Source organism: Actinomadura decatromicini (assembly GCF_008121305.1).
GTDB lineage: Bacteria > Actinomycetota > Actinomycetes > Streptosporangiales > Streptosporangiaceae > Spirillospora > Spirillospora syzygii.
Genome location: NZ_VSRQ01000001.1, coordinates 402,447 through 426,751 on the forward strand (window position 1 = coordinate 402,447; position 24,305 = coordinate 426,751).

Below are 24,305 nucleotides of genomic sequence, written 5' to 3' on the forward strand. Positions count from 1 at the left end.
GATCGACACGGGCGTCGCTAGGCTGAGCCGTGCAAAGGCAGCGGGGAGCGCTTGCGCGCGGAAGGGAATGCCTGCCGGATGAGCCCCAGAAAGGTCGATCCAGAGGCGCGTTCCCTGCTCTTGGACGTCGCCGCGAGACTGCTTTCCGAAGAAGGGCCGCAGGCATTGTCCGCGCGCCGGATAGCGGCCGAGGCGGGCAGTTCCACAATGCCGGTCTACACCAATTTCGGGGGCATGGCCGGATTGGCGAGAGAGATCGTCTACGAGGGTTTCGCCCGGCTGGAGAACCATTTCAGCCTGATCCGCGCCTCGGACGACCCGGTGGCGGACATGGCCCTCCTCGGCCGCGCCTACCGGCACAACGCCATGCAGAACCCGCACCTGTACGTGGTGATGTTCGGCGCGGCGTCCCTCGCCGGGTTCAGCCTGTCCGAGGAGGACCGGCAGCACGGGCGGTACACGCTGACCCGGGTCGCCACCTGCGCCGGGCGCTGCATCGCCGCCGGGCGCTTCCGCGCGGACGACGCCGGCCTCGTCGCGCACCAGATGTGGAGCGCGACACACGGCCTCGTCATCCTTGAGCTGGGCGGGTACCTCATCCCGCCCTACGACGCGGAGGTGTGCTTCGAGGCGCAGCTCGTGTCGCTGATGGTCGGCGCCGGCGACGACCCGGAGGCCGCGGCGCGGTCGGTCGAGGCGTCCGGACGGCGGCTGGAGGACGAGCTGATCCGCCCGTGGACGCTCAAGCAGGACGGCCTCGCCGCCCGCTCCGCCTGACCCCGTCCGGCATGACCGCCCGGCGTGACCGCACACCCTGACCACCCCGCCTGACCACCCGGCTCGGGGATCCGAGCCGGGCTCCAGCCGGGTCAGGCGGGGGCGGCGACGGTCTCGACGATCTCGTCCAGCGCGGCGAACACCCGCGCGACCTGGGCCTCGTCGTTGTAGAGGTAGGCGGAGATCCGCAGCACCTCGCTGTCGGTGAAGCGGTCGACCAGCGGCTGCGCGCACATGTGCCCGGACCGGCACATGATCCCGTAGGAGTCGCTGAGGATCCGGGCGACCTCCCGCAGGTTCCGCACGCCGCGGATCGCGAGGCTGATCGTCGCGGACCGGTCGGCGGACGGCGACGCGGGCCCGAGGACCCGCAGGTAGGGCCGGGCGAGCGCCTCCGCGGCCTGCCGCCGGGCGAGCGCCCGGTCGTGCGCGGCGAGGGCGGCGGCGCCGATCCGGTCCAGGTAGGCGATCGCGGCGCCGAGCCCGTAGACGCCGCCGATGTTGGGCGTGCCCGCCTCCAGGCAGTGCGGCGGGCGGCGCAGCTGGTACCGCTCGGTGTCGACCCAGTCGACCGTCCCGCCGCCGAGGTTCGGCGGGTCGAGCAGGGAGAGCGCGCCGTCCGCCCCGCACAGGACGCCCACGCCGGTCGGGCCGAGCATCTTGTGGGCGGAGAAGGCGACGAAGTCGACGTCGTCGAAGTGCAGCCGCCCGTGCGGGGCGGACTGGGCGGCGTCCACGACCGTGACCGCGCCCGCCTCCTTCGCCATCGTCGCCATCTTCTGGACGGGCGCGTACACCCCGGTCACGTTCGAGCAATGGCTGAGCGCCACGACCCGGGGACGGCCGCGCAGCAGCTTCTCGTAGGCGTCGAGGTCGACGCGCCCCGACCCGTCGACGGGGATGTGCCGGGCGCGGGCGTGCCGCCGCCACGGCAGCGCGTTCGAGTGGTGCCCGTCGAACGGGACGAGCACCACGTCGCCCGCCTCGAGCCCCAGCCCGGACGCGACGAGGTTCAGCGCCTCCGTGGTGTTCAGCGTGAACACGACCTCGTCGCCGCGGACGCCCGCGAAGTGCGCGACCTGGCGGCGCACCGCCTCGAAGTCCGCCGACGCGGTCTCCGACAGCCGGTGCTTGCCCCGGTGGATGTTCGCGCTGACCTCGGTGTAGTAGCGGGTCAGCTCGTCGACGACGGGGCGCGGCTTGAGGGTGGTGGCGGCGTTGTCCAGGTAGACGAGGTCGCGCCCGTCCATCCGGCGGCCGAGGATCGGGAAGTCGGCGCGGACGCGCCTCGGCAGGTCGGTGACGGACTCCGTGTCGATCATGCTGGGCTCTCCTGGTCCAGAGGGCGGACGGGCAGGTCGGAGACGCAGGGGCGGAGGCGGCCGTCCGGTCCGGCGGGCAGGTAGCGGACGGCGGACGCCGTCAGCCGGACCCGCCCGCCGAGCAGGGCCCGGAGGCGTTCGACCAGGCCGTCCTCCAGCGCCCGCGTGTCCTTGACGTTCGGGACGTACTCGACGCGCACCTCGTCCTCCCGGTGCTGGCCGACCTGGTAAGCGTCCAGCTCGGGGCAGTCGCCGACGGCGCGGTCGACGTCCCACGCCCCGATCGGCGCGGGACGTCCGGGGACGGTGAGCAGCGTGCCCGAGCGTCCCTCGAAGCGGCAGAGCGGCAGGTCGGAGCCGCAGGCGCACGGGTCGTCCCACACCCGGCAGAGGTCGCCCGTCCGGTACCTGATGTGCGGGGACAGGCGGTCGCCGACGCTGGTCACCACCAGCTCGGCCAGCTCGCCGGGCGCCGCCGGGCGCCCGCCGTCGACGAGCGGCTCCACGAAGTAGGACCGGTTGTTCAGGTGCGTGAGCCCGAGCGGGCATTCGACGGCGAGCCAGCCGAACTCCGACATCGTCACCGCCTCCGCGACGACCGCCGTGCCGCAGTGCTCGGCGATCCGGCGGCGCGCCACGCGGGTGGCGGGCGTGTACGTCAGGACGATCGCGCCGACCGGCGGCGCCTCGCGGCGTCCCGTGGCGGCGAGCCGGCGGAGCAAGAAGGCGAGGGGCGTCGCGTCCGCCTCCAGCCAGGCCGGGGCGTGCGCGCGCAGCTCGTCGGCGGCGCGTCCGAGCAGGGCGTCGGGGGCGGCGAGCGGGTCAGGCGTGGACGGCAGGACCAGCGTCCCGTCGTCGAGCGTCCGCTGCTCCATCGGGGTGTACGGGCTGGCGCACTCGACGCCCGAGCACTCGGGGGCGGTGTACCGGGCCGACCTGCCGGACGCGCCGCCGAGGATCGCGTCCCGGAGCGGCGGGTGGGCGGCCAGCGTCACGGCCCGCCGCGCGGCCAGGAGGACGGCCCGCACGGCGGTCGTGACCCGGTCGTCGCCCACTCCGCCGCTCCCCCGGACGAGGGTTCCCGGCTCGCCCAGGGTCCGGCCCCGCGCGAGCACCCCGCGCGGGAAATCGGCGCGATAGTCGGCGCGGCGGGTGAGCGGAACGCGCGCCCAATCCGCCGGCCCGTCGATCCGCGCGGGGCCTTGATCGCGCCCTTCTCGCCGAAAGAAGGGAACGCGCGCGCGGGCGAACTCGAAGTCCGCGACCGCGCCCTCGAAGGCGTCCGCGTCGAACGCCGGGCGGCGGCGTTGCAGAACGGAGTGATCGGCCACCGAAATCCTCCTCTTCGAGGCACCCCCACAGCGCCAAGCAAAGTAATCCGGCGAGCCCTTGTCCATCTTCTGGATTGCTCACTCGGCGGCCCATTAAATAACCGAGTTATAAAACACAGTGATTGATTTCCCAAGCTAGGAAGGCGGTTATTCGTGTAGTAAATTGACGCCAATTGGCGATCCCGCTGCGGAAACTCAGGAGAAGGTCATGGCCAGCATTCAACCGCGCTCGTTCCCGCGCCGAAGAACGCCCGCGCTCGCCGCGCTCGGGGCGGCGGCCGCCGGCCTGCTGGTGGCCGGCGTCGGGTTCCAGCCCGCCGCCGGCGCGGACGCCGGCGCCGCCGACGCGGCCGTCAGCACGTCCAGCCTCAAGGGCAGCGACGGCACGACCTACACGGTCACGAACCATGTCGTCCGCGGGAAGGACGGGCGCGGCCACCGCAAGGAGTGGCTGCTGGTCTGGACGGGCGACGCGGGCCCCGAGGGGGGCGGCAAGGGCCACGCCGCGCACGGGAAGGCCGGCGCAAAAGGCTCGGCCGACCCCGACTTCCTCGCCGTGATCGACGCGACGCGCGGCTCCCCCGATTACGGCAAGGTCGTCAACACGGCGACCCTCGGCCCGACGCTGCAGAACGAGCCGCACCACATGCAGTACGTGTGGCACAAGGGCGACAAGGTGTTCGCGGGCGGGCTGCTCAGCGACACCACGTACGTGTTCGACGTCGGCCAGCTTCCGAAGATCAAGCTCAGCGGCGTCGTCACGCCGACCGACACGCCCTGCGGGACCGTCCCGGACGCCTTCTGGACGCTCAAGGACGGCACCGCCTACGGCGCCTACATGGGCGGCCCCAACGTCTCCGGCCCCTGCACGTACACGCACGGCGAGACGCGGATCGGGAACGGCGCGGGCGGCACGCCCGGCGAGGTGCTCCGGCTGGACCAGCGCGGCAAGGTGCGGGTCGAGTACCCGGCCGCCACGAAGGGACCCGAGGCCGAGACCTGCCACAGCATCCCGCAGCTCGACCCGCCGAGCTGCGCCAACCCGCACGGCATCCAGGCGCGCGAGGACCTGAACCGGCTCATCACCAGCGACTTCGCCGAGGTCCGCAACCTGCTCGGGACGCCGCCCGCCGACTTCTACATCACCCGCGACACGGTGCGGATCTACGACATCGCCAAGCGCGACCGTCCGAGGCTGCTGTCGGTTTCGCACCTGCCGGACGGCCCGCGCAAGGAGCCGTTCGGCACCTACGAGGAGCCGCGCGTCGTGATGGAGACGACGGTCACCAACGAGCGGCGGCACCGGGGCGCGTTCGCGTCGACGATGGGCGGCGCGTCCATCTTCTACACGCCCGACATCACCGACCCGAAGCCGAAGTGGCGCGAGGTGTTCGACGACACCACCGCGTTCACCAGGCTCGCCCCGCAACTGGAGAACCGCGTCGGGATGGACGGCGGCGCCTGGCTCCAGACCAGCGCCGACGACAAGTACCTGTACCACACGGTCATGCGCCGGGGGGACGAGTCGTCCGGCGGCAAGAACACCGGCATGGTGTACGTGCTCGACATCCGCAAGCTCGTCGCGTCGGGCGAGAGGACCCGGTGCAGCATCGACACTCTGGACGAGACGACCCGCGGCGGCCGCGAGCCCGACTGCCCGTCGCTGGTGAGCGTCCTGCCGATCGAGGACCCGACGTCCGGCGGCCCGCACTGGGCGGCGCTGGACAACTTCCGGCCGGGCCGCGACGGCCTCTACCGGGAGACGCGGCGGCCGGACCGGCTCGCGATGGCGAACTACTTCGTCGCGGCGACGCCGTTCGACGGCGACCACCGGGTCTGCATGGTGAACATCTCGCCGAAGCAGCGGCTGTCGCTGGACCAGCGGTTCAAGGACGAGCGCACCGGCCACCCGTGCGTCGAGTTCAACCGGGCTCAGTGGCCGCACGGCGCGACCGGCGACGCCCGCCCGCACGGCGTCCTGTTCGCGGTCTCCGATGCCGACGTCCGCTGACGTCGGGCGCCGCGCGAAACGCGCGCGGCCGTCCCGCCGCCCGCCGTCCGCCGCGGCGCGGGCGGCGGCGCGCGGAGCGGCGCGGGCGGCCGCGCTCGGGGCGTTGCTGATCGCCGCCGCCCCTGCCCTCGCCGCCCCCGCGGCCACGGCCTGGGCGGACGGCGGCCACGGCGGGCACGGCGCGGTGTCCGGCGGCGGCTGGCTCACGGCGGTGATCCGCGTCGTCGCGCTGCTCGCCACCGCCGCCGTCGCGGTCGCCGCGCTGCTCCGGCCGCGCACCGGTCCGCCGTCCCGGCGGCTGACGGCCGCCGTGTCGGTCGCGGCGGCGGTCGGCGCGGTCGGCTGCCTCGTGGCCGTGGACCGCGTCGTCCTGGCGCTCGCGCCGGCGGCGGTCGCGCTCGCGGCGCCGCGGCTGCTCCCGCACCCCCGGCGGTCGGTCGCGGCGGGCACCGTGCTGGCGGGCGCGCTCGCGGCGATCGTCGCGAGCGGCTCGCTCACCGCCGCCGCGCCGGGCCCGGACCGCGCCGTCCCCGGCGTCCCGCTGCTGCGCGACGTCGCGCTCGGCGGCGCGCGCCCGTCGATCCTCGTGACGCCGCAGCGGCAGGGGTGGAACCTCGTCCACGCGGGCGACGCCCCGGTCTCGGTGGGGACGTCACCCGACCGGCTGAGCGCCACGGAGCGGCTGCCGGGCGCGCCCGGCACCTGGCGGACGGTGTGGCTGCCGTCCGGCCGCAGCACCCTCTACGTCGGCGCGGGCGGGCGGACGGCGTCAATCGCGGTCGACACCGGACGTCGGGGATCCGCGTCGCCGCGGCTGCGCACGGACGGGCCGGAGTGCGCGAGCGCCGCGCTCGGGGCGCTGGTCGCGGGAACGCGCGGCGCGGACGTCCCGTGCCCGGCCGACCGGCTCGACGCGGCGGACGCGGACGCGCTCCGCGCCACGGTCGCGTTCATCGCCGGGCGGAACGTCCGCTCCATCCACCTGGTCGGCGACGGGTCGCCGCGCTCGGCGGCGGCGGAGGCGGTCGTGCGGCAGGCGTGCGCGAAGGCCGGGGTGACGGTCGCGGCGAAGGCGGCGGCCGACCGTCCGGTCGTCGTCGCGGCGGGCTGGTCGGGGGCGGACGCGACGCTCCGCGACCTGGCCCGGGGCGCGCTGCGCGGGCAGGGCGCCTACCTCGCGCCGTGGCTGCTCACCGCGCCGCTGCTCGCCGTCCCGGCCGGGCAGATGCTGCCGCTGCGGTTCTCCCCGCGCGATCCCGAGCCGCTGCGGTACGCGGCCGAGCTGCGGTCGCGGTTCCCGGACGAGACGCCGTCCGCCGCCGGGTTCCGCGCGTGGCGGGGCGCCGCCGACACCGGCCCGGCCCGGCTGTACTCGGCGTCGCTCGTCAACCTGATGCCGCCCGCGGTGCTCGCGCGGCACCCGCACTCCGGCACGAGCTGGCTCCCCGGCGGGACGATCACCGTCGCCACCGGCCCGCTCCGCTGAACCGGCGGGCGAGGGAGAACACCATACGAAACCGCACCGCCGACCAGGCGATCACGGGTGGTCAGGCCGTGAGGCCGAGCAGCCGCGAGCAGCGCATGATCGCCTGGTCGGTGCCGTCCATCACGAGGCGCCGGGTCAGCGTCGCCTCGATGGGGCTGAGCCGCCCGGCGCCGATCTCGATGAACGTGAACGCGTCGGTGCGGACGACCAGCACCGGCTCGCCGGGCGCCGGGCCCTGCACGACCCCGGCGGCGCCGTCCGCGACGCGGATGTGGAAGACCTCGTCGTCGACGCGGAACTCGTACGTCTCGTCCGGGCCCGCCGCGTCCTGGACGATCATCGCCTCCAGCGCCAGCACGCCCCAGCGCGGGCGTGCCAGGTCCCCCGCGGCGGGCGCGCCGAGGACGCCGAGGCCCCAGCGGGCGAGCTCCAGCACGGCGCCGCGCAGGCCCGTGCCGAGCTCGGTCAGCTCGTACGCCCGCACCTTGGAGCCGGGCCGCGGGACCTGCCGCACGACGCCCGCCTCGGTCAGCGTGCGCAACCGCGCGGCCAGCAGGTTCGTGCCGATGCCGGACAGGCTGGCGAGCAGCTCGTTGTAGCGGCAGGGACCGGTGAGCAGCTCGCGGACGATCAGCAGCGACCACCGCTCGCCGATCACGTCGAGCGCCCCGGCGAGCCCGCAGTACTGCCCGTAGGCGCGGCGGCGGCGCCCGCTCTCGGCCTGCTTCTCTCGTACCGGCACTTCACGATCATATACCGCTTGTTGATCAGCGGGAGCGAGCATGGCGGATCATCCCAGCCCGACGATCGCCCGGACGACGGCGTCCACCTCGGCCGGGGTCGTGACGATGCTCGGCCCGAACCGCAGCGCCTGGTCGCGGTACGGCGTGACGCTGGCGATGATGCCGTGCTCCTCGCGCAGCTCGGCGACGACTTCGTCCGGCTTGCGCCCGGTGACGTTGCAGCACACGAGGCCGGACGACACGGCCGGGTCGCGCGGCGTGAGCAGCGTGACGTGCCGCATCCGCGCGAGGCCGTCCTTCAACTGTGCCGCCTGCTCGCGGGTGCGCGCCGCGATCCGCGCCGGGCCGATCGCCCGGTGGAACGCGAACGCCTCGGGCAGCGCCCAGCGGTGCTCGTAGGTGTGGAACCCGCCGGGCGTGGTGAGCACCGCCGCCGGGCCCTCCGGCGGCTTGTCGCTCCACCACCCGAGCAGCGCGGGCATCGAGAAGCTCGGGATCGTCGGATCCATTCGGGCCCAGGCCGCCTTGGTACCCCAGATGACGCCGGTCCCGCGCGGGCCGAACAGCCATTTGTGGGTGCCGGTGACGAAGAAGTCGCAGCCGAGTTCGAGCGGGGTGGGCGCCTCCGCGCCGAAGCCGTGCACGGCGTCGACGCAGAGCAGGACGCGGTCGGCCTCGTCGCGTCCGCGGTTGGCGTCGGCGACCATGTCGGCGACGGCGCGGACCGGGAGCTTCACGCCCGTCCCGGAGTGGACCCAGGTGACGGCGACGGCCCGGGTCCGCGGCGTGATCCCCGCGCGCAGCCGGGCGACCATCCGGTCGGCGGACGCGGCGGCCGGGTCCTCGTAGAGCCGGACCTTCCGCACCGCCGCGCCGCTCCGGGCGGCGCGCAGGCGGAGCGACTCGTGCGTCGCGTAGAAGTCGTGCTCGGTGGTGAGCACCTCGTCCCCCGGCTTCAGGCGGAGCCCGGCGTAGAGGAGGGCGAGGCCCATCGTGGTGCTGTCGGTGAGCGCGATCTCGTCGGGGCCGCCGCCGAGGAAGGCCGCCGCCGCCTCGCGCACCGCCTCCTGCCGCGCGTCGAAGCTCTCGACGTAGATCGCGGTGTCCCGGTCGAGGGCGCGGCGGTGCCGGTCGATCGCGGCCGCGACCGGCGCGGGGTGCGCGGCGAGGTAGTAGGCCGTGAACTGGAGGTGGCGGCGGTTCAGCGGGAACTGCGCCCGGACCGACGCCCAGTCGCCCGGGTCGAAGCGCTCGCCGCGCGACTCGCCGGGTCCCGCGGCGAGCGCCGCCGCGCCCGGCGCGGCGAGGGACATCCCGGCGCCCGCGAGCGCGCCGCGCATCACGGCTCTTCGGCTCGGCCTGGCGTTCCTGCGGATCACGGCGGACTCCTTGCGTCGGATGGCATCGGGGCGGCACCGGACGGGCGGCGGGGAGGAACGCGGGGAAAACGCGGGGAAAAGGTGCGTGACATGTGAGAAGAGGCCCCCGGCCCGATGCCATCCGGGGGCCTCCTCTGCCCACTGAGAGCTAGCCGAGGCTCAGCTCACCGCGGTGGGAGCTCAGCCGAGGCTCAGCTCGTCGCGGATCTCGGCGGCGCACTTGGCGGCCAGCGTGAGGACCGGCTTGGCGTCGGCGTCGTCGATCTCGTCGACCGCGTAGAAGTCCACGGCGGCCTTCGAGGTGAAGGTGGAGCCGACCGGCGCCCACTCAGACACGTCGGTGGACGTCATGACCAGGGCGTCGCGGTTCGCGTAGACCTTGTCGCCGACCGTGATCAGCAGGTACTGCTCGAACGTCGCGGTGCCCGGCAGCAGCTCCTCGCCGTGGCCGGTCAGGGTGCCCTTGTTCTGGCGGGCGTGGTTCTGCTCGATGAGGATGTCGGCCTCGTCACTGTGGAAGTGGGTGAGCAGACGCTCGAGGGCGACCTGCGGACGGCCGTCGGCGTCGCGGGTGACCTCGGACGCGGTGCGCACGCCGCTGATGCCCTCGACGTTGCGGCAGTCGAACGTCTCGCCCTGCAGGAAGTGCAGGGTGATCTCGCCGTCGAGGCGGACGCCTGCGAAGTGCTTGCTGCCGAGGATGGTGGCGGTCTGGGTCATGAAAACCCCTCCAATCGGTGTGTAAATACATAGTGATTCGGCCCCAAGCACCCCGGCATCTCTCAGATTGCTACACGTTTGGATAGTTGCGAGAAGGCCGGGCACCGGCCGCCGACGCGGGCCGCCCGCAGGTCCCGCGCGGGCCCGGCGGGGGCATGGCTCGTTCGGGCCATGCTCCGCCGCCCCGAATGGCCCGCGCAGGCGAAGCCGATCAGTTCGGGTCCGCCGTAGCGTCCATCGCCGTAGCCCACCGGCCGTGTCCCCGCGGCGGCTTCGACGAAAGGAACCGGCTGTGACGCAGGAACTGACCCGACCGCCGCAGATGAGCCCGGAAGCGCGGGAGAAGTACCTCGCGGAGGCGCACACCGCCGTGCTGACCGTCTCCCGGGAGGGGCGCGGCCCGCTGGCCCTGCCGATCTGGTACGCCTACGAGCCCGGCGGCGACGTCCGCGTGATCACGCGCGGGGACAGCCGGAAGGCCGAGATGATCCGCCGCGCCGGCCGGATCACCCTCTGCGTCCAGTCGCCGGAGCCGCCCTACCGGTACGTGACCGTGGAGGGGCCGGTCTCCATCCAGGAGACGGTCACGCCGGACGAGCGCAAGCAGCTGGCCGCGCGCTACCTGGGCCCGGACTTCGGCGAGGCGTTCGTCCAGGCCACCGCCGAGGCGACGCCCATGATGATCGCGGTCTCGATGCGTCCGGAGAACTGGCTGTCGCAGGATCAGACCGACTGGCCGTGACCGGGCGGCGGCGCGCGATCGGAGATCGTTGATCATCACCGGCCCGTCCAGGGATGCCGCCAGGCCGGGGGTGAGCGATGATGGCAGCGTGACGGCAACCGATGGCGTTCTGTTCGACGGATGGGACCTGCTGCGCCGCGGAGCCTGGCGGGACGCCCACGCGAGGTTCGCCGCGGCGCTCGCCTCCCCGCTGGACGCGGCCGCCGAGGCCACGGCCGCCGAAGGGGCCGCGGCGGCCGCGTGGTGGCTGGACGACGACGCCGAGATGACCGAGCGGTACGAGCAGGCGTACCGCAACTACCGCGCCGTCGGCGACGACTGCGGCGCGGCGCGCGTCTCGGCCTGGCTGGGCAACGGAGCGGTCCAGTTCAGGGGCGAGGCCGCGGTCGCGCAGGGCTGGTTCCAGCGGGCCAGGCGGCTCCTCGCGGACCTGCCCGAGAGCGAGGAGCACGGGCTCCTCGCCCTGTTCGAGGGGATGGCCGCGCGCCTGCGCGGCGAGCTCACCGACGCGGTCGCCTACGCCGAGCAGGCGATGGCGATCGGCGGCCGGCTGCACTCGCCCGACCTGGAGATCCAGGGCATGGCGCTCAGCGGCACCGCCTACGTGAGCCAGGGCCGGATCAGCGAGGGGATGCGGCTGCTGGACGAGGCGGCCGCCGCCGCGCTGGCCGGGGAGGTCCGCGAGGTCGGCTCGGTCTGGATCCCCACCTGCTACCTCGTCCAGGGCTGCGAGCAGACGCGGGACTGGGAGCGTGCCGAGCAGTGGTGCGGCCGGGTGATGGACTTCTGCCGCCGCTACGACCTCGGCTCGCCCTTCTCCCGCTGCCGGACCCACTACAGCACCGTCCTGCTGTGGCGCGGCGACTGGGACGAGGCCGAGACCCAGCTCCTGCGCGCCGCGGACGAGCTCCAGGAGCAGCGCCCGCGGTTCGCCGCCGAGGCGTGGGCGCGCCTCGGCGAGCTGCGCCGGCGCCAGGGCCACTGGGACGAGGCCGCCGAACTCTTCGAGCGCGGCCGGTCCCTGCCCGCGGCCCGGCTCGGCAAGGCCGAACTGCTGCTCGACCGGGGCGACGCCCAGGAGGCCGTCGACGTCCTCGAACGTGTCCTGGACGGCATCTCCGACGAGGACCGCCTCGAGCGCGGCCCGGTGCTGGAGGCGTTCGTCCGGGCCGCCGCCGCGGCGAAGCGCCCCGACCTGCTCCCCGGTGCGACGAAGGAGCTGACCGAGATCGCCGGGGACGTCGGCGGCGAGGCGCTCCAAGCCTCGGCGCTGTGGGCGCAGGGCGTCGGCTGGGGCATGCGGGGCGACACCGACCAGGCCATCACGCTGCTCACCCGCGGCGTCGAGCTGTTCGAGAGCGCCCGCGGCCCGTACGACGCGGCCCGCGCCCGGCTCGACCTCGCCGCCATCCTCGCCGACGGGGGGCGCACCGGCGCCGCCGCCCAGGAGGCCCTCGCCGCGCAGGAGACGTTCGAGCAACTGGGCGCGATCGCCGACGCCCGCCGGGCGAGCAGGCTGGTCGGGCTGGCCCGGCGCACGTCCACCCTCGAACTCACGGCCCGCCAGGTGGAGATCCTGCGGCTGCTGGCGGTGGGGCTGACCAACCGCGAGATCGCCGAACGGCTCGTGCTGAGCGAGCACACCGTCAAGCGGCACGTGGCCAACATCCTCACCCGGCTCGACCTCCCGTCCCGCGCCGCCGCCGTCGCCTACGCCTCCCGCGTCGACCTGCTCTGACCCGTCCGGCCCACCCGGCGCGCCGGCCGCGCTCCCGCTGGAGGCACCGCTCTCCCGCTGGAGGCATGGCCCGTTCGGGCCACTCCCCCGGGGTGACCGGTTGGCCCGCTCGGCCGAAGCCGCCACCGGCCCGCCGTCCGTAGCGTCGCTTCCATGACCGAATACGCCATCGTGACGCAGGCCCAGCAGAAGGCCTGGTCCCTGGGCGACCTGAGCAAACTGGCCGCCCATACACCGCCGCTGTACGCGGAGTCGCTGTGCGAGGCGCTCGACCTGCACTCGGGTGAACGCGTCCTCGATGTGGCCGCCGGGACGGGGACCACCTCGATCGCCGCGCTCCGCCGGTTCTGCGAGGTCACCGCCACGGACTTCGTGCCCGAGGGCCTCGTCAAGGCCGAGCGGCTCGCCGCGGCCGAGGGCCTGAAACTGGAGACCCACACGGCGGACGCCCAGGAACTGCCGTTCGAGGACGAGTACTTCGACGTGGCGGTCTCCACGTTCGGCGCCATGTTCGCGCCCGACCAGCAGCGGGCCGCCGACGAGCTGCTGCGCGTCGTCCGGCCCGGCGGCCGGATCGGCGTCCTCGCCTGGTGCCCCGACGGGATCATCGGCGAGTACGCCGCCACCATCGGCAAGTACATCCAGCCGCCGCCGGGGCTGCGGTCCCCGTTCGAGTGGGGCACCCCGGCGCGGGCGCGCGAGCTGTTCGCCGGCCGCGCCCGGTCCGTCGAAAGCGTCCGCAAGGCCCAGCCCTTCCGGCACCCGTCGGTCGAGTTCGCGGTCGAGTACTTCCGCGCCTGGTACGGCCCGGCCCGGGGCGCGTTCGAGCGCCTCGACGACGAGCGGCGCAAGGCGCTGCACGCGGACATGGTCGCGGTGTGGAGCGCGGGCAACCAGGCGTCCGACGGCACGCTGGTCGCCCACGCGGACTACCTCGAAACGATCGTCGTCAAGGCCTGAGAGCCGGAGGACCGACATGACCTCTACCGCGCTGAAGCATCCGGGGGTGGTCCTCACCACCCTCAGCCTCGGAATGCTCGTCGTCTCGCTGGACGCGACCATCGTCAACGTGGCTCTCCCGAGCCTCGCCGCGGGCCTCGACGGCGACATGGACAACGTGCTGTGGGTCGTCAACGGCTACGTGCTGGTGAACGCCGCGCTGCTGGTCACCGGCGGGCGGCTCGGCGACGTGCTCGGCGCCCGCAGGATGTTCCTGGTCGGCCTGGTGGGGTTCCTGGTGGCCTCCGCCCTCTGCGGCGTCTCGGAGAACGTCACCCAACTGGTGCTCGCCCGGTTCCTGCAGGGAGTGACCGGGGCGCTGCTCGTCCCGCAGGTCATGACGCTCATCTCCGACATCTTCCCGGCCGAACGGCGCGGGGCGGCGATGGGCGTGATGACGGGGACGATCGGCATCTCCGCGATGAGCGGGCCCGTCCTCGGCGGTCTTATCCTGCACGACTGGAGCTGGCGCTGGATCTTCTACATCAACGTGCCGGTCTGCACGGCGGCGATCGTGCTGACGCTGCTGTTCGTGCCTGACGCGAGACCGGCGAACCGCCACAAGTTCGACCTCATGGGCGTCTTCCTCGTGACGGCCGGGCTCGGCGCCATCACCTACGGGCTCATCGAGGGTCAGCGCTACGACTGGGGCCAGGTGACCGGCGTCATCTCGATCCCCGCCATCCTGGTCGCCGGAGCCCTGATCCTGGTCGCGTTCGTCTGGTGGGAGCGGCGCTACCCGGAGCCGCTGCTGCCGCTCAACCTCTTCCGCTACCGCGCCTTCACCGTCGCCACGCTGCTCAACTCCGTCATGTACCTCACGATGTACGGGGTGACGCTGCTGGTCACGCTGCATCTGCAGTCGGTGTCGGGGCACAGCGCGCTGCGCACCGGCCTCACCTACGTCCCGATGGCCCTGGCCATGGGCATCTTCGCGGCCGTCGCGGGACGCCTGACCGACCGGACCGGGGCCCGCTACCTGATCTTCGGCGGGACGCTCGTGCTCGCGGCCGGGTTCGGCGCGATGGCGGTGGTGGAGTCGGCGACCTCGACGTCCACCGACTTCCTGCTGCCGCTGTTCGTCGTGGGCATCGGCGTCGCGTTCATCATGGCCCCGGCGACCACCGAGGCGATGATGGACCTGCCCGAGCGCCTCGTCGCCGCCGCGTCCGGCGTGTTCAACAGCAGCCGGCAGATGATGGGGGCGCTCAGCATCGCCGTCGTCGGGGCGGCGCTCAGCACGGGCCTCGCGCACCAGATCACGCCCGAGGCCGAGCGCGTCGCGCGGCAGCTGCCGCCCGAGCAGCGCGCGCGCTTCGTCTCGGAGCTCAGCAAGGCGGTCGGCGAGGGCGGGTTCGCCTCCGGCCAGCAGGCCGGTCCCGGCGGCGACGCCGGCCTCGTCCAGCGGCTGACGCACGACGCCTACAGCGCGGCGTTCGCCGCGGCGGAACGTCCGACGCTCTACATGCTCATCATCCTGCTGCTGGTGGTGGCCCCGACCTTCCTGCTGCTGCCCAGGCGGGCGAAGGCGGCCAAGGCGGCGACGACCGCGGAGGCGGCGGAGGCCATGCCCCCGCGCCAGCAGCAGGATCCGGTGGGGTGAGACGCCGGTCGGCAAGTGCGCGCGGTTCCGCCGGGACGTTCCGGCCGGCGGAACCGCCGCGCACGCGCGCCTCGGGGGTGCGGGGATCGGGGGTTCCGGGACCGGGGGTTCCGGGACCGGGCCCAGGTGGTTCAGGAGCGCGTGGTGTGGAGGGCCATGACCTCGGGCGCCGCGCCGGCGTCGGTCACCTCGTCCAGCAGCCGCCGCATCTCCGGCAGCCGGCCGGGCTCGACGAGCCCCGGGAGCACCGAGGCCCACATCGTCCGGACGCAGCGCAGCGGTTCCTCGCGGTCCCCCATCGCGGCGAAGACCTGCTGGCAGCCGGTGAAGGCGGCGACCAGGAAACCGGCGACCGCCTCGACGTCGACGTCGGGGGCGAGGTCGCCCTGCGTGCGCGCCTCCCGGAGCAATTCGCCGATCTCGTCCGCCCAATGCTGGAACAGAGAGCGCACCGAAGGCGAGACCAGGCTTCGTTCGATGGTGAGGCGAATTCCGGCGCGGACGATGGCGTCGGCGCGGAAGCGCCCGGCGAGTTCGCCCGAGAGCGCGAACAATAGTGGCATCGCGCGGGGGAACTCGGCGCGCATGCAGTTGATCAGCGATGGCCAAAGCTCGCGATACTCGTCAAGGATCGCGGTGGCGAGCGCCTCTTTTGAGGAGAAGTGGAAGTAGAGCGCACCTTTGCTCATTTTTGGACGCGCCACTATCTCGTCCAGCCGGGCACCCGCATACCCCTTGGCCTCGAACAGCTCGGCGGCCGCCCGGAGTATCTGCACGCGGGTTCGATTGGCCCGTTCCTGCATCTGGCGACCCCTCTGTCAGCGGGCGGGGAGCACGGTGACTCATGTTGCGCGTAGTCAACAATGCCCGTTTCCACGATGATAATCAATAGGCAGTCACACTAAGGAGGTGTCTCGATACGGACACGCCTCAGGCCGTTCTGGCAACCGCCGCTTACTTGCCTTCTGACCTGCTGAGATGCGCCACTTGCAACCGCGGTAATCGTACTTGCCGATCGGCCGTGAGGAATACCAGAGACTCGCCAGTTGATCAACCCCTGCCTTTGCAAAACGACCGGAAGGCGGACCTGGCCACATCTGGCGCTTGCGAAAACCAACTCGCCGGTTTTAAATGAATGGGAACTGAGCTCATACGTGAGCGGGGCCGAATTGCTACCCGGCCAGCATGACTCCTCACTGAGAGTGGTCGTCGCCAAATGTTGCACCGGAGTCCAGAGTTGATCACCGATGGAGTGCCGCCGTCCTCGCCGGCTCCGGCTTCGGCAGCCATCGGTTCGCATTGGGGGTGGGCTGTTCTCCAGAGCTTGAAAACATCCGCGGGCAAGGTCCGCGGTCGGGGGGAAATGACGAGTCGTCACCCGCAGGACGGCAGGTCGTCTGCGATATCTGTAACGCATAGGACACCCGACCAGGGGGACACGATGGAGGACAGCGTAGAGCGGTCCATAGCACGCGTGATCCACGCGATGCGCGAGAACCTGGGTGAACCGATCACGATCGACGACATGGCGAGGATCGCCATGTTCAGCAAGTTCCATTTTTCCAGGATCTTCCGGGACTCCACCGGGACGTCGCCGGGCAGGTTCCTGTCGGCGCTCCGGCTGGAGGAGGCGAAGCGCCTGCTCACGGAGACGAAGCTGAGCATCGCCGACATCAGCAACCGCGTCGGCTATTCCAGCGTCGGCACGTTCAGCTCCCGTTTCAAGATCAACGTCGGCGTCGCGCCGAGCGTCTACCGCGAGACCGGGGGCACGCCGCCGCGCGACGGGATCTCCGGGCACCGGCACGACGACCAGGGGTCCGCCACCATCCACGGGATGGTGACGCTCCCCGAGGGCATGTACGGCCGCCAGACGTTCGTGGGCCTGTTCCCGGACGCGATCCCGCAGGGCTGGCCGGTGCGGTGCGCCGAGCTGCCCGGCCCCGGCCCGTACTCGCTGAAGAACGTTCCGCCGGGCGAGTGGCACGTCCTGGCCTGCTCGGAGATGGCCTGCTCCGAACTTCCGGGCCTGGGCGGCGAGGGCGCGATGCGGACCGACGTCACCGGGCCCGACCGCACTCCCGCGGTGGGCGTCAACGGGCCGATCGTCGTCCATCCGGGCAGCGTCGCGTCGGCGGCGGACGTCCGGCTGAGACCGGCGACGCCGCTCGACCCGCCGATCCTGCTGGCCCCGCTGGAGCCCCGCGGCATGGCCACCGCCGCCATCTGACCCGCCCGCCGACCCGACGCCACCCGCTCACCACCACGCCGCCGCCGACCGACCACGCCGACCAACCACGCCGATAACCACGCCGCCCACTCATCACGCCGACTTCGATCGACCACGCTCCCGTCGACCCGCCCTCCGGATCACGTCCGGACCACGCCATGACACGGCCCCGGCCCGCCGCGCAGCACGCGGCGGGCCGGGGCCTTCGAGCGGGTCAGGTCGGCCGCGGGAGCGACCGCGCGCTGTCCAGGGTCAGCATGCGCCCGGCGTGGAAGAGGAGGGCGGCGGCATGCGGACGGCGCTCCAGGGAGAGCAGGCGTCCCACGAAGATGGAGTGGTCCCCGCCCTCGTAGCGCCGCCAGACCTCGCACTCCACCGCCGCCAGCGCGCCCCCGATCACGGGCACGCCGGTCGCCCGTCCGGGCGACCAGTCGACCGACTCGAACTGCGCCGCGCCGAGCGGACGCCCCCGGTCGGCGAAGTGCCGGGCGAGCCCGTGCTGGTGCGCCGCGAGGACGGAGATCCCGAAGTGCTCGGCGCCCTCCATGCAGGCGTGCATGACCGCGTCGTGGCCCACGCAGACGAGCACCAGCGGCGGGTCGAGCGACACCGACGTGAACGAGTTCGCCGTCATCGCGTGCGGGGTCTCGCCGCCGACGGTCATCACGACCACGCCGGTGGCGAACGCGCCGAGCGTCCGGCGCACCGCCTCGGAGCCGAGCTCCTCGGACGCGGGCGGGTGCGCGCTCACGCCGGGCTCCCCACCTGCGCGTACGGCGCCAGCGCGCGGACGAGGACGTCCGGGACGCGCGCCGGGGCCGTCCGCCCGCTGGGCCCGCGCATGCACGCGACGCGCTGCCGCCCGCGGGCGATGAGCGTCTCGTCGCCCGCGTCGCCGAGCCGGACGTAGTCGAACCCGAACTCGAGCTGCGTCTGCGCCAGCTCGATCAGCCGCATCCGGATGGACAGCTCGTCGAACGCGGTGATCTCGGCGAAGAACTCGCAGTCGACCCTCAGGGTGAACAGCTTCAGGTCGTCCTGGAGGTCGGCGAGCACTTCGGGCGCCCTCCGCTTGAGGAACATCTCCCGGCAGCGTCCCTGCCAGCGCAGGTAGTTGACGTAGTAGACGTTGCCGACGAGGTTCGTCTCCTCGAAGCCGACCGTGTGGAGGTACTCGAAATACTCCGCCATGGGGACTATGACCGCCCTTCGGTGAGGATCGCGAGGACGACCGGGCCCGGCACGTCCCGCAGCGTGGTGACGAGGGTGCAGACCGACAGCCCGCCGGACGCGAGGACCGCCCAGCCGCCCGGCCGCGCGTGCAGCAGGGAGAGCGGCGAGTCCGGCGGGAGGCCCGCCTTGCGGAGGCATTCGAGCGCCGCCCAGACGCGCGTGCCGGCCGCGTCCGCGTCCTCGCCCATCGCGGTGGTGAGCAGCGCGGCAAGCGGCGCGGACGCGCCGAGCAGGTCGGCCCAGTCGTGCGCCGCCCGCCCGGCGACCGGCTCGACGTCGCAGGCCAGCGCGCCTTCGCCGACCGCGCAGAGGGTGACGCCCGCGCCGTGGGACGCCGAGACCGTCCGGCCGTCGCGCAGGCCGGGCCTGCCGTCCGGCCGGTAGGTGATGAGCGCGGAGCGGCCGAGCGCGCGGCCCGCCGCGAGGGCGGTGCGGGCGCGGTGCTCGCGGGTCCGGTCGGGGTCGACGACGGGTTCGACGGCGACGGCGACGCGGGCGCCGGCGAGGTCCTCGACGGCCCGCTCCAGGTAGGCGCCGAGCAGCGGGGCGACCCACGACTCGGGCCGCTCGTTCTTCCGGACGGCCCGCAGCCGCAGCCCCTCCCAGCGCTCCACGACCTCCCCGGAGCCCGTCCGGACGGCGATGTCGTACACGTAGGTGTCGCCGTCCCGGTACCGCTCGGTCGCGCAGAACCGCAGCTCGCCGGTGCCGGACGCGACCCCCTGGGGGTTCCGGGGGGCGTGGGGGGCCGTCCCCCCGCCGAGATCAGGGCCCGCCGGGTGGAGCCGGTCGATGCCGATGGGGAGGAGCGTGGCGTCCGGGACGCAGACCTGGCAGCCGTGCATGAGGGCGTCGCGCATGCCGGGGTCGCCGAGGACGAGGTCGCCGGGCAGGTAACCGGCGAACCAGTCGGTGTCCTGGAGTGCGACGTCGACCTCCACCCAGCGGGCGGCGGCGCGGTGGTAGCGGCGGAGCCGCTGGAAGCGGTCGCCCTGGAACAGCAGGCCGGAGTACAGGTCGGTCGCCGGGTCGAGCGGGACGCCCGGCAGTTCGTCGCCGGCGGCGTAGGGCGGGCCGTCCGGGACCGCCCCGGCCCTGGCCTCGCCCTCGGCGGGGACGCGCAGGACCGCGCGGAAGTGCTCGGCCGCGAACCCGGTCTCGCTGCTGCGGATGACGGCGCGGACGGTGTCGGTCCCGGTGACGACGACGGCGATCCGGATCGTGGTGGACCCGTCCGGCGGGACGACGATCGGCCGCGGGAACTCCGCCTGCTCGATCACCGGCACGCCCGTCCGCCCGGTGACGGCGGCGGCGGCCTGCGCCATCGCCTCCATGCCGAGCACCGCCGGGAACAGGAGGTCGCCGTCCACCCGGTGGTCGGCGAGGTAGCGGTCGGTGCCCGGGTTCAGCTCGACCTCCGCGACCAGCTCGACGCCGTGGTACCGGACGAGCGGACGGTCGACGAACCGCAGCAGCGGCAGCGGCGGCGCGTCCCGCCGGACGGTGTCGACGCCGCCCGTCCGGCCGCTGATCACGGTGACGGCGGGGACGTCGGGGTCGGTGACGAGGCGGCGCATGATCTCGACGCCCTGGTCCGGGGTGATCGGGGTGATGCCCTCCTGGGCGAGCGACTCGACGACCGACAGCCGCTCGCCCATCCCGACGCCCGACCAGACCGACCACTCCATGCAGACGGCGCGGCAGCCGGGCCGCTCCTCGGCCAGCTCGCGGGTGAGGTCGGCGAGCCACTCGTTGGCGGTCGCGTAGTGGGCCTCGCCGCGCAGCCCGGCGCGGCCGATGATGCTGCCGAACGTCACGAGCAGCCGGAGCCGGTCGCGGCCGGTCGCGGCGAGGACGTTCCGCAGCCCGTCGATCTTGGGCGCGAACGCGTCGCGGATCGCGGCGGCGTCCAGGTCGGCGAGGCCGCGCGGCTCGTTGCGCCCGGCGCCGTGCAGGATCGCGGTGACCGGCCCCATCGTCCGGGTGATCTCGGCGACGGCCGCCTCGACCTGCTCGGGGTCGGTGACGTCGGCGCGGAAGTAGCGGGCGGTCGCGCCCTCGACCGTCATCCGGCGCAGGTTCGCGGACAGCTCGTCGTCGGCGGACGGGTCGGAGCGCCCGAGCAGCGCGAGCCGCGCACCCGTCTCGGCCGCCAGCGACAGCGCGCACTCGGCGGTGATGCCCTTCCCGCCGCCGGTGACGAGGACGACGTCGTTCGCGTCGAGCGGCGTCTCCGTCCGGGCCTTCTCGACGGGCAGCGGGCGCAGCGTCGGCACCCGGCGGACGCCGCGCGCGTCGTAGTGCGCCTCGCTGAACGCGCCGGTCGCCGCGACCTCGGCGACGATCCAGTCGACCGCCTCGATGCTCGCCGGGACGTCCACGACCGTCACCCGGAGCTTCGGCGCCTCCTGCCGGAGCGTCTTCGCGAGGCCCGCCGCGCCGCGCCCGTGCTGGACGAGGACGAACCGCCCGTCCGGCGCTCCGGCGAGCGCCTCCTGCGCGCCTTCCAGGGCGAGGGCGAGGTGCTCCTCCGCGCAGTGTTCGGGCAGGCAGACGAGCACGCCGCCGCCCAGCCCGGCGCTCCGCAGCGCATCGCGCAGCGGCTTCGCGAGGGCGTCGCCAGGGTCGGCCCACAGCGACCATTCCCCCGCCTCCCCGCCCGGCTCGGACGGGGCGCGCAGCGGGACCTCGTCCAGGTCGACGGCGAACGGGCGCGCCCACGCCTGCGCGCCCTCGACCACGGCGGGCGGCGCGCCGTCCGGCGCCCCGGCGGCGAGCGCCTCCAGCGTCTCGGCCAGCTCCCGGATCGTCGCGGTGGCGAAGTTCAGCGGCGACTGCGCGACCGGCACGCCGAGCGACCGCGCCGCCTGGTTCATCACCTGGCCGACCGTGATCGAGCTGAGGTGCATGTCGTCCAGCAGGTGGCTGTCGTCGGACACCATCTCCACCGGCAGCTCGGCGCGCTCGGCCACGAGCCGCCGCAGCAGCTCGACCCCGGACAGGCCGTCGGCGGCCTCGTCCTCGGCGGCCCCGCCCGCGGTCACGGCCTGCCCGTTCACCGCCTGCCCGTTCACTGCCTGCTCGTTCACTGCCGCGTCCTTGAACGGGACGTCCGCGAAGCTCACGGTCGGGGCCTTCTCGCACGGGCTGGTGAAGAACGCCTGCTCCGCGCCGATCTCCAGCGGGCGGGTGAGCCGTCCCCGGAACAGCGCGGCGTGGTCGACGGGCGCGCCGGACACGTAGGCGGCGCCCGCGACGCGGAGCAGCCCGCGCAGCGACTCGGCGTCGGTGTCGAGCGCCACGGCCGGGACGTCGGTGACCCCCGGCAGCAGGGACGAGAGCACCCGACCGGGGCCGACCTCGACGAACAGGTCGACCTCCTTGGCCGCGAGCCCGACCGCCTGCGCGAACCGGACCGGCGCGGTGATCTGGCGGCGCAGCAGGTCCGGGACGTCGGTCCGCGGGCCGAGCACGTCGCCGGTCACCGTGGACACGACGCGGCGGGCGAGCGGCCCGAACCGCTCCCCGTCGAGCCAGCCGCCGAACTCGTCCGCCGCCGGGGCGACGAGCGGCGAGTGGAAGGCGTGCGACACGCGCAGGGCCATGGTGCGCAGCCCGGCGTCCCGCGCGCGGGCGGTGAGCGCCTCGACCGCCTCCCGCTCGCCCGCGACGACGGTCTGCGCGGGCCCGTTGTACCCGGCGACGACGACGGGCAGGTCGCCGATCAGCGGCTCCACCGCCTCGGCGGGCGCGCCGATCCCGGCCATCGTCCCGGACGAGGACCGCTCGGTCATGATGCGCCCGCGGGCGACGGCCGCGCGGAGCAGGGTGTCGCCGTCCAGCGCCCCGGCCCAGTGCAGCGCGGAGATCTCCCCGAGGCTGTGCCCGACCGCGACGGACGCCCGGACGCCGAGCAGCGAGAGCGCGCGCAGCCCGGCCCGCGTCCCGGTGACGATGCGCGGCTGCGCGACGGCGGTCGCGGCCATGTCGCCGGACGCGGGCAGCGCCGCCGCGGCGTAGACGTCCTCGACCTCGGCGAACCGGCGGCGCAGCGCCCCGCCGCCGGTGCCCCGGCCGGAGCCCTGGCCGGGGAACAGGTAGCCGATCCGGCAGCCGCCGGACGCGCGGCCGACGAACAGCCGCCCGTCCGCCGTGACCGGGACGTCGTCGCCCGCGTCGAGCGCGTCGAGGGCCTCGCCGAGGCGGCGCTCCGCGTCCTCCGGCGAGGAGACGACCATCGCGGCCCGGTACGGGAGGTCGCGGAGCCGTCGCTGCAGCGCGGCGGCGAGGTCGCCGATCTCCGCGTAGGACAGGCGCGGCGCCCAGTCGGCGAGCTGCTTCAGGCGGTCGCGCAGCTCGTCCGGGGTGGCGCCGTCGACGAGCAGCAGCTCCGCGTCCTGCGCGGACGCGGCCAGCTCCCGCGCGGGTCCCGGCAGGGACGCGGACCGCCGCGCGGGCTCCTCCATCCCCTCGACCACGATGTGGGTGTTGATGCCGCCGAACCCCATCGACATGACGCCGGCGCGGACCGGTCCGCCGTCCGGCCAGGGCTCGGCCTTGCGCAGCATCCGCAGCGGCGCGGACTCGGCGGTGAGCAGCGGGTGCGGGTCGACGCAGCCGGCGGTCGGCGGCAGCACCTGCTCGCGCACCGCCAGCACCGCCTTGATCAGCCCGGCGATCCCGGCCGCCGCCTTGGTGTGCCCGATCATGCCCTTGATGGAGCCGACCGCCGCCGGGGGGCCGCCGGACCCGTTCAGGGCCTCCGCCCGCGCCTCGGACAGCGCCGTCAGCTCGGTGTCGTCGCCGACCTCGGTGCCCGTGCCGTGGCCCTCGAAGAGGCCGACGGTGTCGATGCCGAAGCCCGCCATCTCGTAGGCGCGGCTCAGCGCCAGCCGGTACCCGCCGACCTCGGGGCGCGTGATGCCGCCCCGCCCGTCGGACGAGATGCCCCACCCGGCGATGCGGGCGTGCGCGGGACGTCCCGCCGCGGCGGCGTCGTCCTCGCGCATCAGCACGACCATCCCGCAGCCCTCGCCCGGCCAGAACCCGCTGGACGCCTTGTCGTACACGCGCATCTCGCCGCGGGCGAGCGCGCCCGTCTTGGCGAACCCGATGATCTCGAACGGGTCGATGGAGAGGTCGACGCCGCCCGCGATGACGACGTCCGCCTCCCCGTCGCGCAGCGCCCGGCACGCGGTCGCCACCGACAGCAGCGAGGACGAGCACGCGCCGTCCACCGTGTAGCCGCCGCCGTTCAGGTCGAAGTGGTTGCAGATCCGCCCGGCGATCGTGTTGGCGAGGCCGCCCGCGAGGGTGTCCTCGTCGATCGCCGGGAACGGGCTCTTGTAGACGTGTTCCAACCGGTCGAGGAAACCCGCCAGCCGGTCGTCCCGCCAACCCTGGTCGAGCAGCGCCGAGCCGACCACGCGCTTCACGTAGGGCCAGCGCAGCCGCATCAGGTTCGCGCGGGTGAACTCGCCCGCGAGGGTGTTGCCGACGACGACGCCCGTGGTCTCCTTCGGCAGGCCCTCGCCGCGCGGGTATCCCGCGTCGGCGAGGGCCCTGTCCGCGACGTCCAGCGCCAGCCAGTGCGTCAGGTCCGTGGAGCGGAACGTGCTGCCCGCCACCCGGTGCCCGACCCGGTCGAACTCGTAGCCCTCGATGACGGCAGCGTTCCGGGCGTAGAAACGGTCTGGCGCCGCCGGGTCGGGGTCCCAGTAGTCCGCCAGCCGCATCCGCTCGTCGGGCAGCCGCCGGAAGGCGCGCCGTCCGGCGAGGATGTTCTCCCACAGCTCCCGCGGGGAGGCGGCGTCCGGGTAACGGCAGGCCATTCCGACGACGGCGATCCCGACCATGATGCGATGCCTTCTTTCCGAGTTCCCAACCGGCCCGCGGCGGTCGCCGCGGCGGCCGGGCCGGATTCGGGCCCGCATCGGGTGGCCATCGAATTTATTTGCCTCGCAATTGATCCGGCCCGGCCTTTTCAGGATG

The 24,305-nt window shown here is 73.9% G+C and carries 17 protein-coding genes and 1 pseudogene; 9 read left to right on the plus strand and 9 right to left on the minus strand.

Features of this window, described 5'->3' with window-relative positions; translation table 11 throughout:
* Positions 1-78: 78 nt before the first annotated feature.
* Together FXF68_RS44685 and FXF68_RS01565 are read left to right on the plus strand one after the other, a co-directional pair.
* Positions 79-198, plus strand: a pseudogene (locus FXF68_RS44685) (TetR family transcriptional regulator); the annotation flags it as partial.
* 36 nt (positions 199-234) lie between these two features.
* On the plus strand, positions 235-777 hold the full coding sequence (locus FXF68_RS01565) for a TetR-like C-terminal domain-containing protein (RefSeq protein WP_246178409.1): 543 nt from the start codon (positions 235-237) through the stop codon (positions 775-777).
* 92 nt (positions 778-869) lie between these two features.
* Here the strand turns inward: FXF68_RS01565 and FXF68_RS01570 are convergent, their stop codons facing one another.
* Both FXF68_RS01570 and FXF68_RS01575 read right to left on the minus strand, forming a co-directional pair.
* The gene (locus tag FXF68_RS01570) at positions 870-2,099 is read right to left on the minus strand and encodes an aminotransferase class V-fold PLP-dependent enzyme (protein WP_148757018.1); all 1,230 of its coding nucleotides are present in this window, start codon (positions 2,097-2,099) and stop codon (positions 870-872) included.
* On the minus strand, positions 2,096-3,430 hold the full coding sequence (locus tag FXF68_RS01575) for a phenylacetate--CoA ligase family protein (RefSeq protein ID WP_148757019.1): 1,335 nt from the start codon (positions 3,428-3,430) through the stop codon (positions 2,096-2,098). The genes FXF68_RS01570 and FXF68_RS01575 overlap by 4 nt, the downstream gene beginning before the upstream one ends.
* 208 nt (positions 3,431-3,638) lie before the next feature.
* Here FXF68_RS01575 and FXF68_RS01580 point away from each other — a divergent pair, with 208 nt between their 5' ends.
* Positions 3,639-5,441, plus strand: coding sequence for a hypothetical protein (locus FXF68_RS01580; protein WP_148757020.1), 1,803 nt, complete (start codon positions 3,639-3,641; stop codon positions 5,439-5,441).
* Positions 5,425-6,927, plus strand: a complete 1,503-nt coding sequence (locus FXF68_RS01585) for a hypothetical protein (RefSeq protein ID WP_148757021.1) — start codon at positions 5,425-5,427, stop codon at positions 6,925-6,927. Before FXF68_RS01580 ends, FXF68_RS01585 begins: the two co-directional genes overlap by 17 nt.
* A 61-nt stretch (positions 6,928-6,988) precedes the next feature.
* Here the strand turns inward: FXF68_RS01585 and FXF68_RS01590 are convergent, their stop codons facing one another.
* The 3 genes from FXF68_RS01590 to FXF68_RS01600 form a co-directional block, all read right to left on the minus strand.
* Positions 6,989-7,669 (minus strand): winged helix-turn-helix transcriptional regulator, encoded by a 681-nt coding sequence (locus FXF68_RS01590; protein WP_222869764.1) that lies wholly within the window; start codon positions 7,667-7,669, stop codon positions 6,989-6,991.
* A gap of 48 nt (positions 7,670-7,717) precedes the next feature.
* Entirely contained in the window at positions 7,718-9,049 is a 1,332-nt protein-coding gene (locus FXF68_RS01595) for an aminotransferase class V-fold PLP-dependent enzyme (protein ID WP_222869765.1), read from the minus strand.
* A 180-nt stretch (positions 9,050-9,229) separates the two neighbouring features.
* Positions 9,230-9,769 (minus strand): hypothetical protein, encoded by a 540-nt coding sequence (locus FXF68_RS01600; protein WP_187437658.1) that lies wholly within the window; start codon positions 9,767-9,769, stop codon positions 9,230-9,232.
* Positions 9,770-10,061: 292 nt separating this feature from the next.
* Here FXF68_RS01600 and FXF68_RS01610 point away from each other — a divergent pair, with 292 nt between their 5' ends.
* The 4 genes from FXF68_RS01610 (at position 10,062) to FXF68_RS01625 (ending at position 14,851) form a co-directional block, all read left to right on the plus strand.
* Positions 10,062-10,511 (plus strand): pyridoxamine 5'-phosphate oxidase family protein, encoded by a 450-nt coding sequence (locus FXF68_RS01610; RefSeq protein ID WP_222869766.1) that lies wholly within the window; start codon positions 10,062-10,064, stop codon positions 10,509-10,511.
* Positions 10,512-10,599: 88 nt separating this feature from the next.
* Entirely contained in the window at positions 10,600-12,249 is a 1,650-nt protein-coding gene (locus FXF68_RS01615; RefSeq protein ID WP_148757026.1) for a helix-turn-helix transcriptional regulator, read from the plus strand.
* A 153-nt stretch (positions 12,250-12,402) separates the two neighbouring features.
* A complete protein-coding gene (locus tag FXF68_RS01620) occupies positions 12,403-13,209 on the plus strand; it encodes a class I SAM-dependent methyltransferase (RefSeq protein WP_148757028.1) in 807 nt (268 codons plus the stop codon).
* Positions 13,210-13,225: 16 nt separating this feature from the next.
* A complete protein-coding gene (locus tag FXF68_RS01625) occupies positions 13,226-14,851 on the plus strand; it encodes a DHA2 family efflux MFS transporter permease subunit (protein WP_148757030.1) in 1,626 nt (541 codons plus the stop codon).
* Between the two features lie 131 nt (positions 14,852-14,982).
* Here FXF68_RS01625 and FXF68_RS01630 read toward each other — a convergent pair whose 3' ends face one another.
* Positions 14,983-15,654 carry a ScbR family autoregulator-binding transcription factor gene (locus FXF68_RS01630; RefSeq protein WP_148757032.1) on the minus strand — a complete coding sequence of 224 codons (672 nt, stop codon included), beginning with the start codon at positions 15,652-15,654 and terminating at the stop codon, positions 14,983-14,985.
* A 638-nt stretch (positions 15,655-16,292) separates the two neighbouring features.
* On the opposite strand from FXF68_RS01630, the gene FXF68_RS01635 reads away from it, so the two are divergent.
* On the plus strand, positions 16,293-17,081 hold the full coding sequence (locus FXF68_RS01635; RefSeq protein ID WP_148757034.1) for a helix-turn-helix domain-containing protein: 789 nt from the start codon (positions 16,293-16,295) through the stop codon (positions 17,079-17,081).
* A 214-nt stretch (positions 17,082-17,295) separates the two neighbouring features.
* Here FXF68_RS01635 and FXF68_RS01640 read toward each other — a convergent pair whose 3' ends face one another.
* From FXF68_RS01640 to FXF68_RS01650, 3 genes are read right to left on the minus strand one after another with little or no spacing between them, the layout of a single operon-like run.
* Positions 17,296-17,832: a flavin reductase family protein gene (locus tag FXF68_RS01640; RefSeq protein ID WP_246178172.1), complete on the minus strand. Its 537-nt coding sequence runs from the start codon at positions 17,830-17,832 to the stop codon at positions 17,296-17,298.
* Positions 17,829-18,272 carry an acyl-CoA thioesterase gene (locus FXF68_RS01645; RefSeq protein WP_148757036.1) on the minus strand — a complete coding sequence of 148 codons (444 nt, stop codon included), beginning with the start codon at positions 18,270-18,272 and terminating at the stop codon, positions 17,829-17,831. The genes FXF68_RS01640 and FXF68_RS01645 overlap by 4 nt, the downstream gene beginning before the upstream one ends.
* A gap of 5 nt (positions 18,273-18,277) precedes the next feature.
* Positions 18,278-24,169, minus strand: a complete 5,892-nt coding sequence (locus tag FXF68_RS01650; RefSeq protein WP_148757038.1) for a type I polyketide synthase — start codon at positions 24,167-24,169, stop codon at positions 18,278-18,280.
* Positions 24,170-24,305 lie beyond the last annotated feature (136 nt).

Bases quoted from the DNA above. Each gene is read 5' to 3' on its own strand.
- FXF68_RS01565 (WP_246178409.1), top strand. From the start codon at position 235: ATGGCCGGATTGGCGAGAGAGATCGTCTACGAGGGTTTCGCCCGGCTG.
- FXF68_RS01570 (WP_148757018.1), bottom strand. From the start codon at position 2,099: ATGATCGACACGGAGTCCGTCACCGACCTGCCGAGGCGCGTCCGCGCC.
- FXF68_RS01580 (WP_148757020.1), top strand. From the start codon at position 3,639: ATGGCCAGCATTCAACCGCGCTCGTTCCCGCGCCGAAGAACGCCCGCG.
- FXF68_RS01585 (WP_148757021.1), top strand. From the start codon at position 5,425: ATGCCGACGTCCGCTGACGTCGGGCGCCGCGCGAAACGCGCGCGGCCG.
- FXF68_RS01600 (WP_187437658.1), bottom strand. From the start codon at position 9,769: ATGACCCAGACCGCCACCATCCTCGGCAGCAAGCACTTCGCAGGCGTC.
- FXF68_RS01620 (WP_148757028.1), top strand. From the start codon at position 12,403: ATGACCGAATACGCCATCGTGACGCAGGCCCAGCAGAAGGCCTGGTCC.
- FXF68_RS01625 (WP_148757030.1), top strand. From the start codon at position 13,226: ATGACCTCTACCGCGCTGAAGCATCCGGGGGTGGTCCTCACCACCCTC.
- FXF68_RS01630 (WP_148757032.1), bottom strand. From the start codon at position 15,654: ATGCAGGAACGGGCCAATCGAACCCGCGTGCAGATACTCCGGGCGGCC.
- FXF68_RS01635 (WP_148757034.1), top strand. From the start codon at position 16,293: ATGGAGGACAGCGTAGAGCGGTCCATAGCACGCGTGATCCACGCGATG.
- FXF68_RS01645 (WP_148757036.1), bottom strand. From the start codon at position 18,272: ATGGCGGAGTATTTCGAGTACCTCCACACGGTCGGCTTCGAGGAGACG.
- FXF68_RS01650 (WP_148757038.1), bottom strand. From the start codon at position 24,169: ATGGTCGGGATCGCCGTCGTCGGAATGGCCTGCCGTTACCCGGACGCC.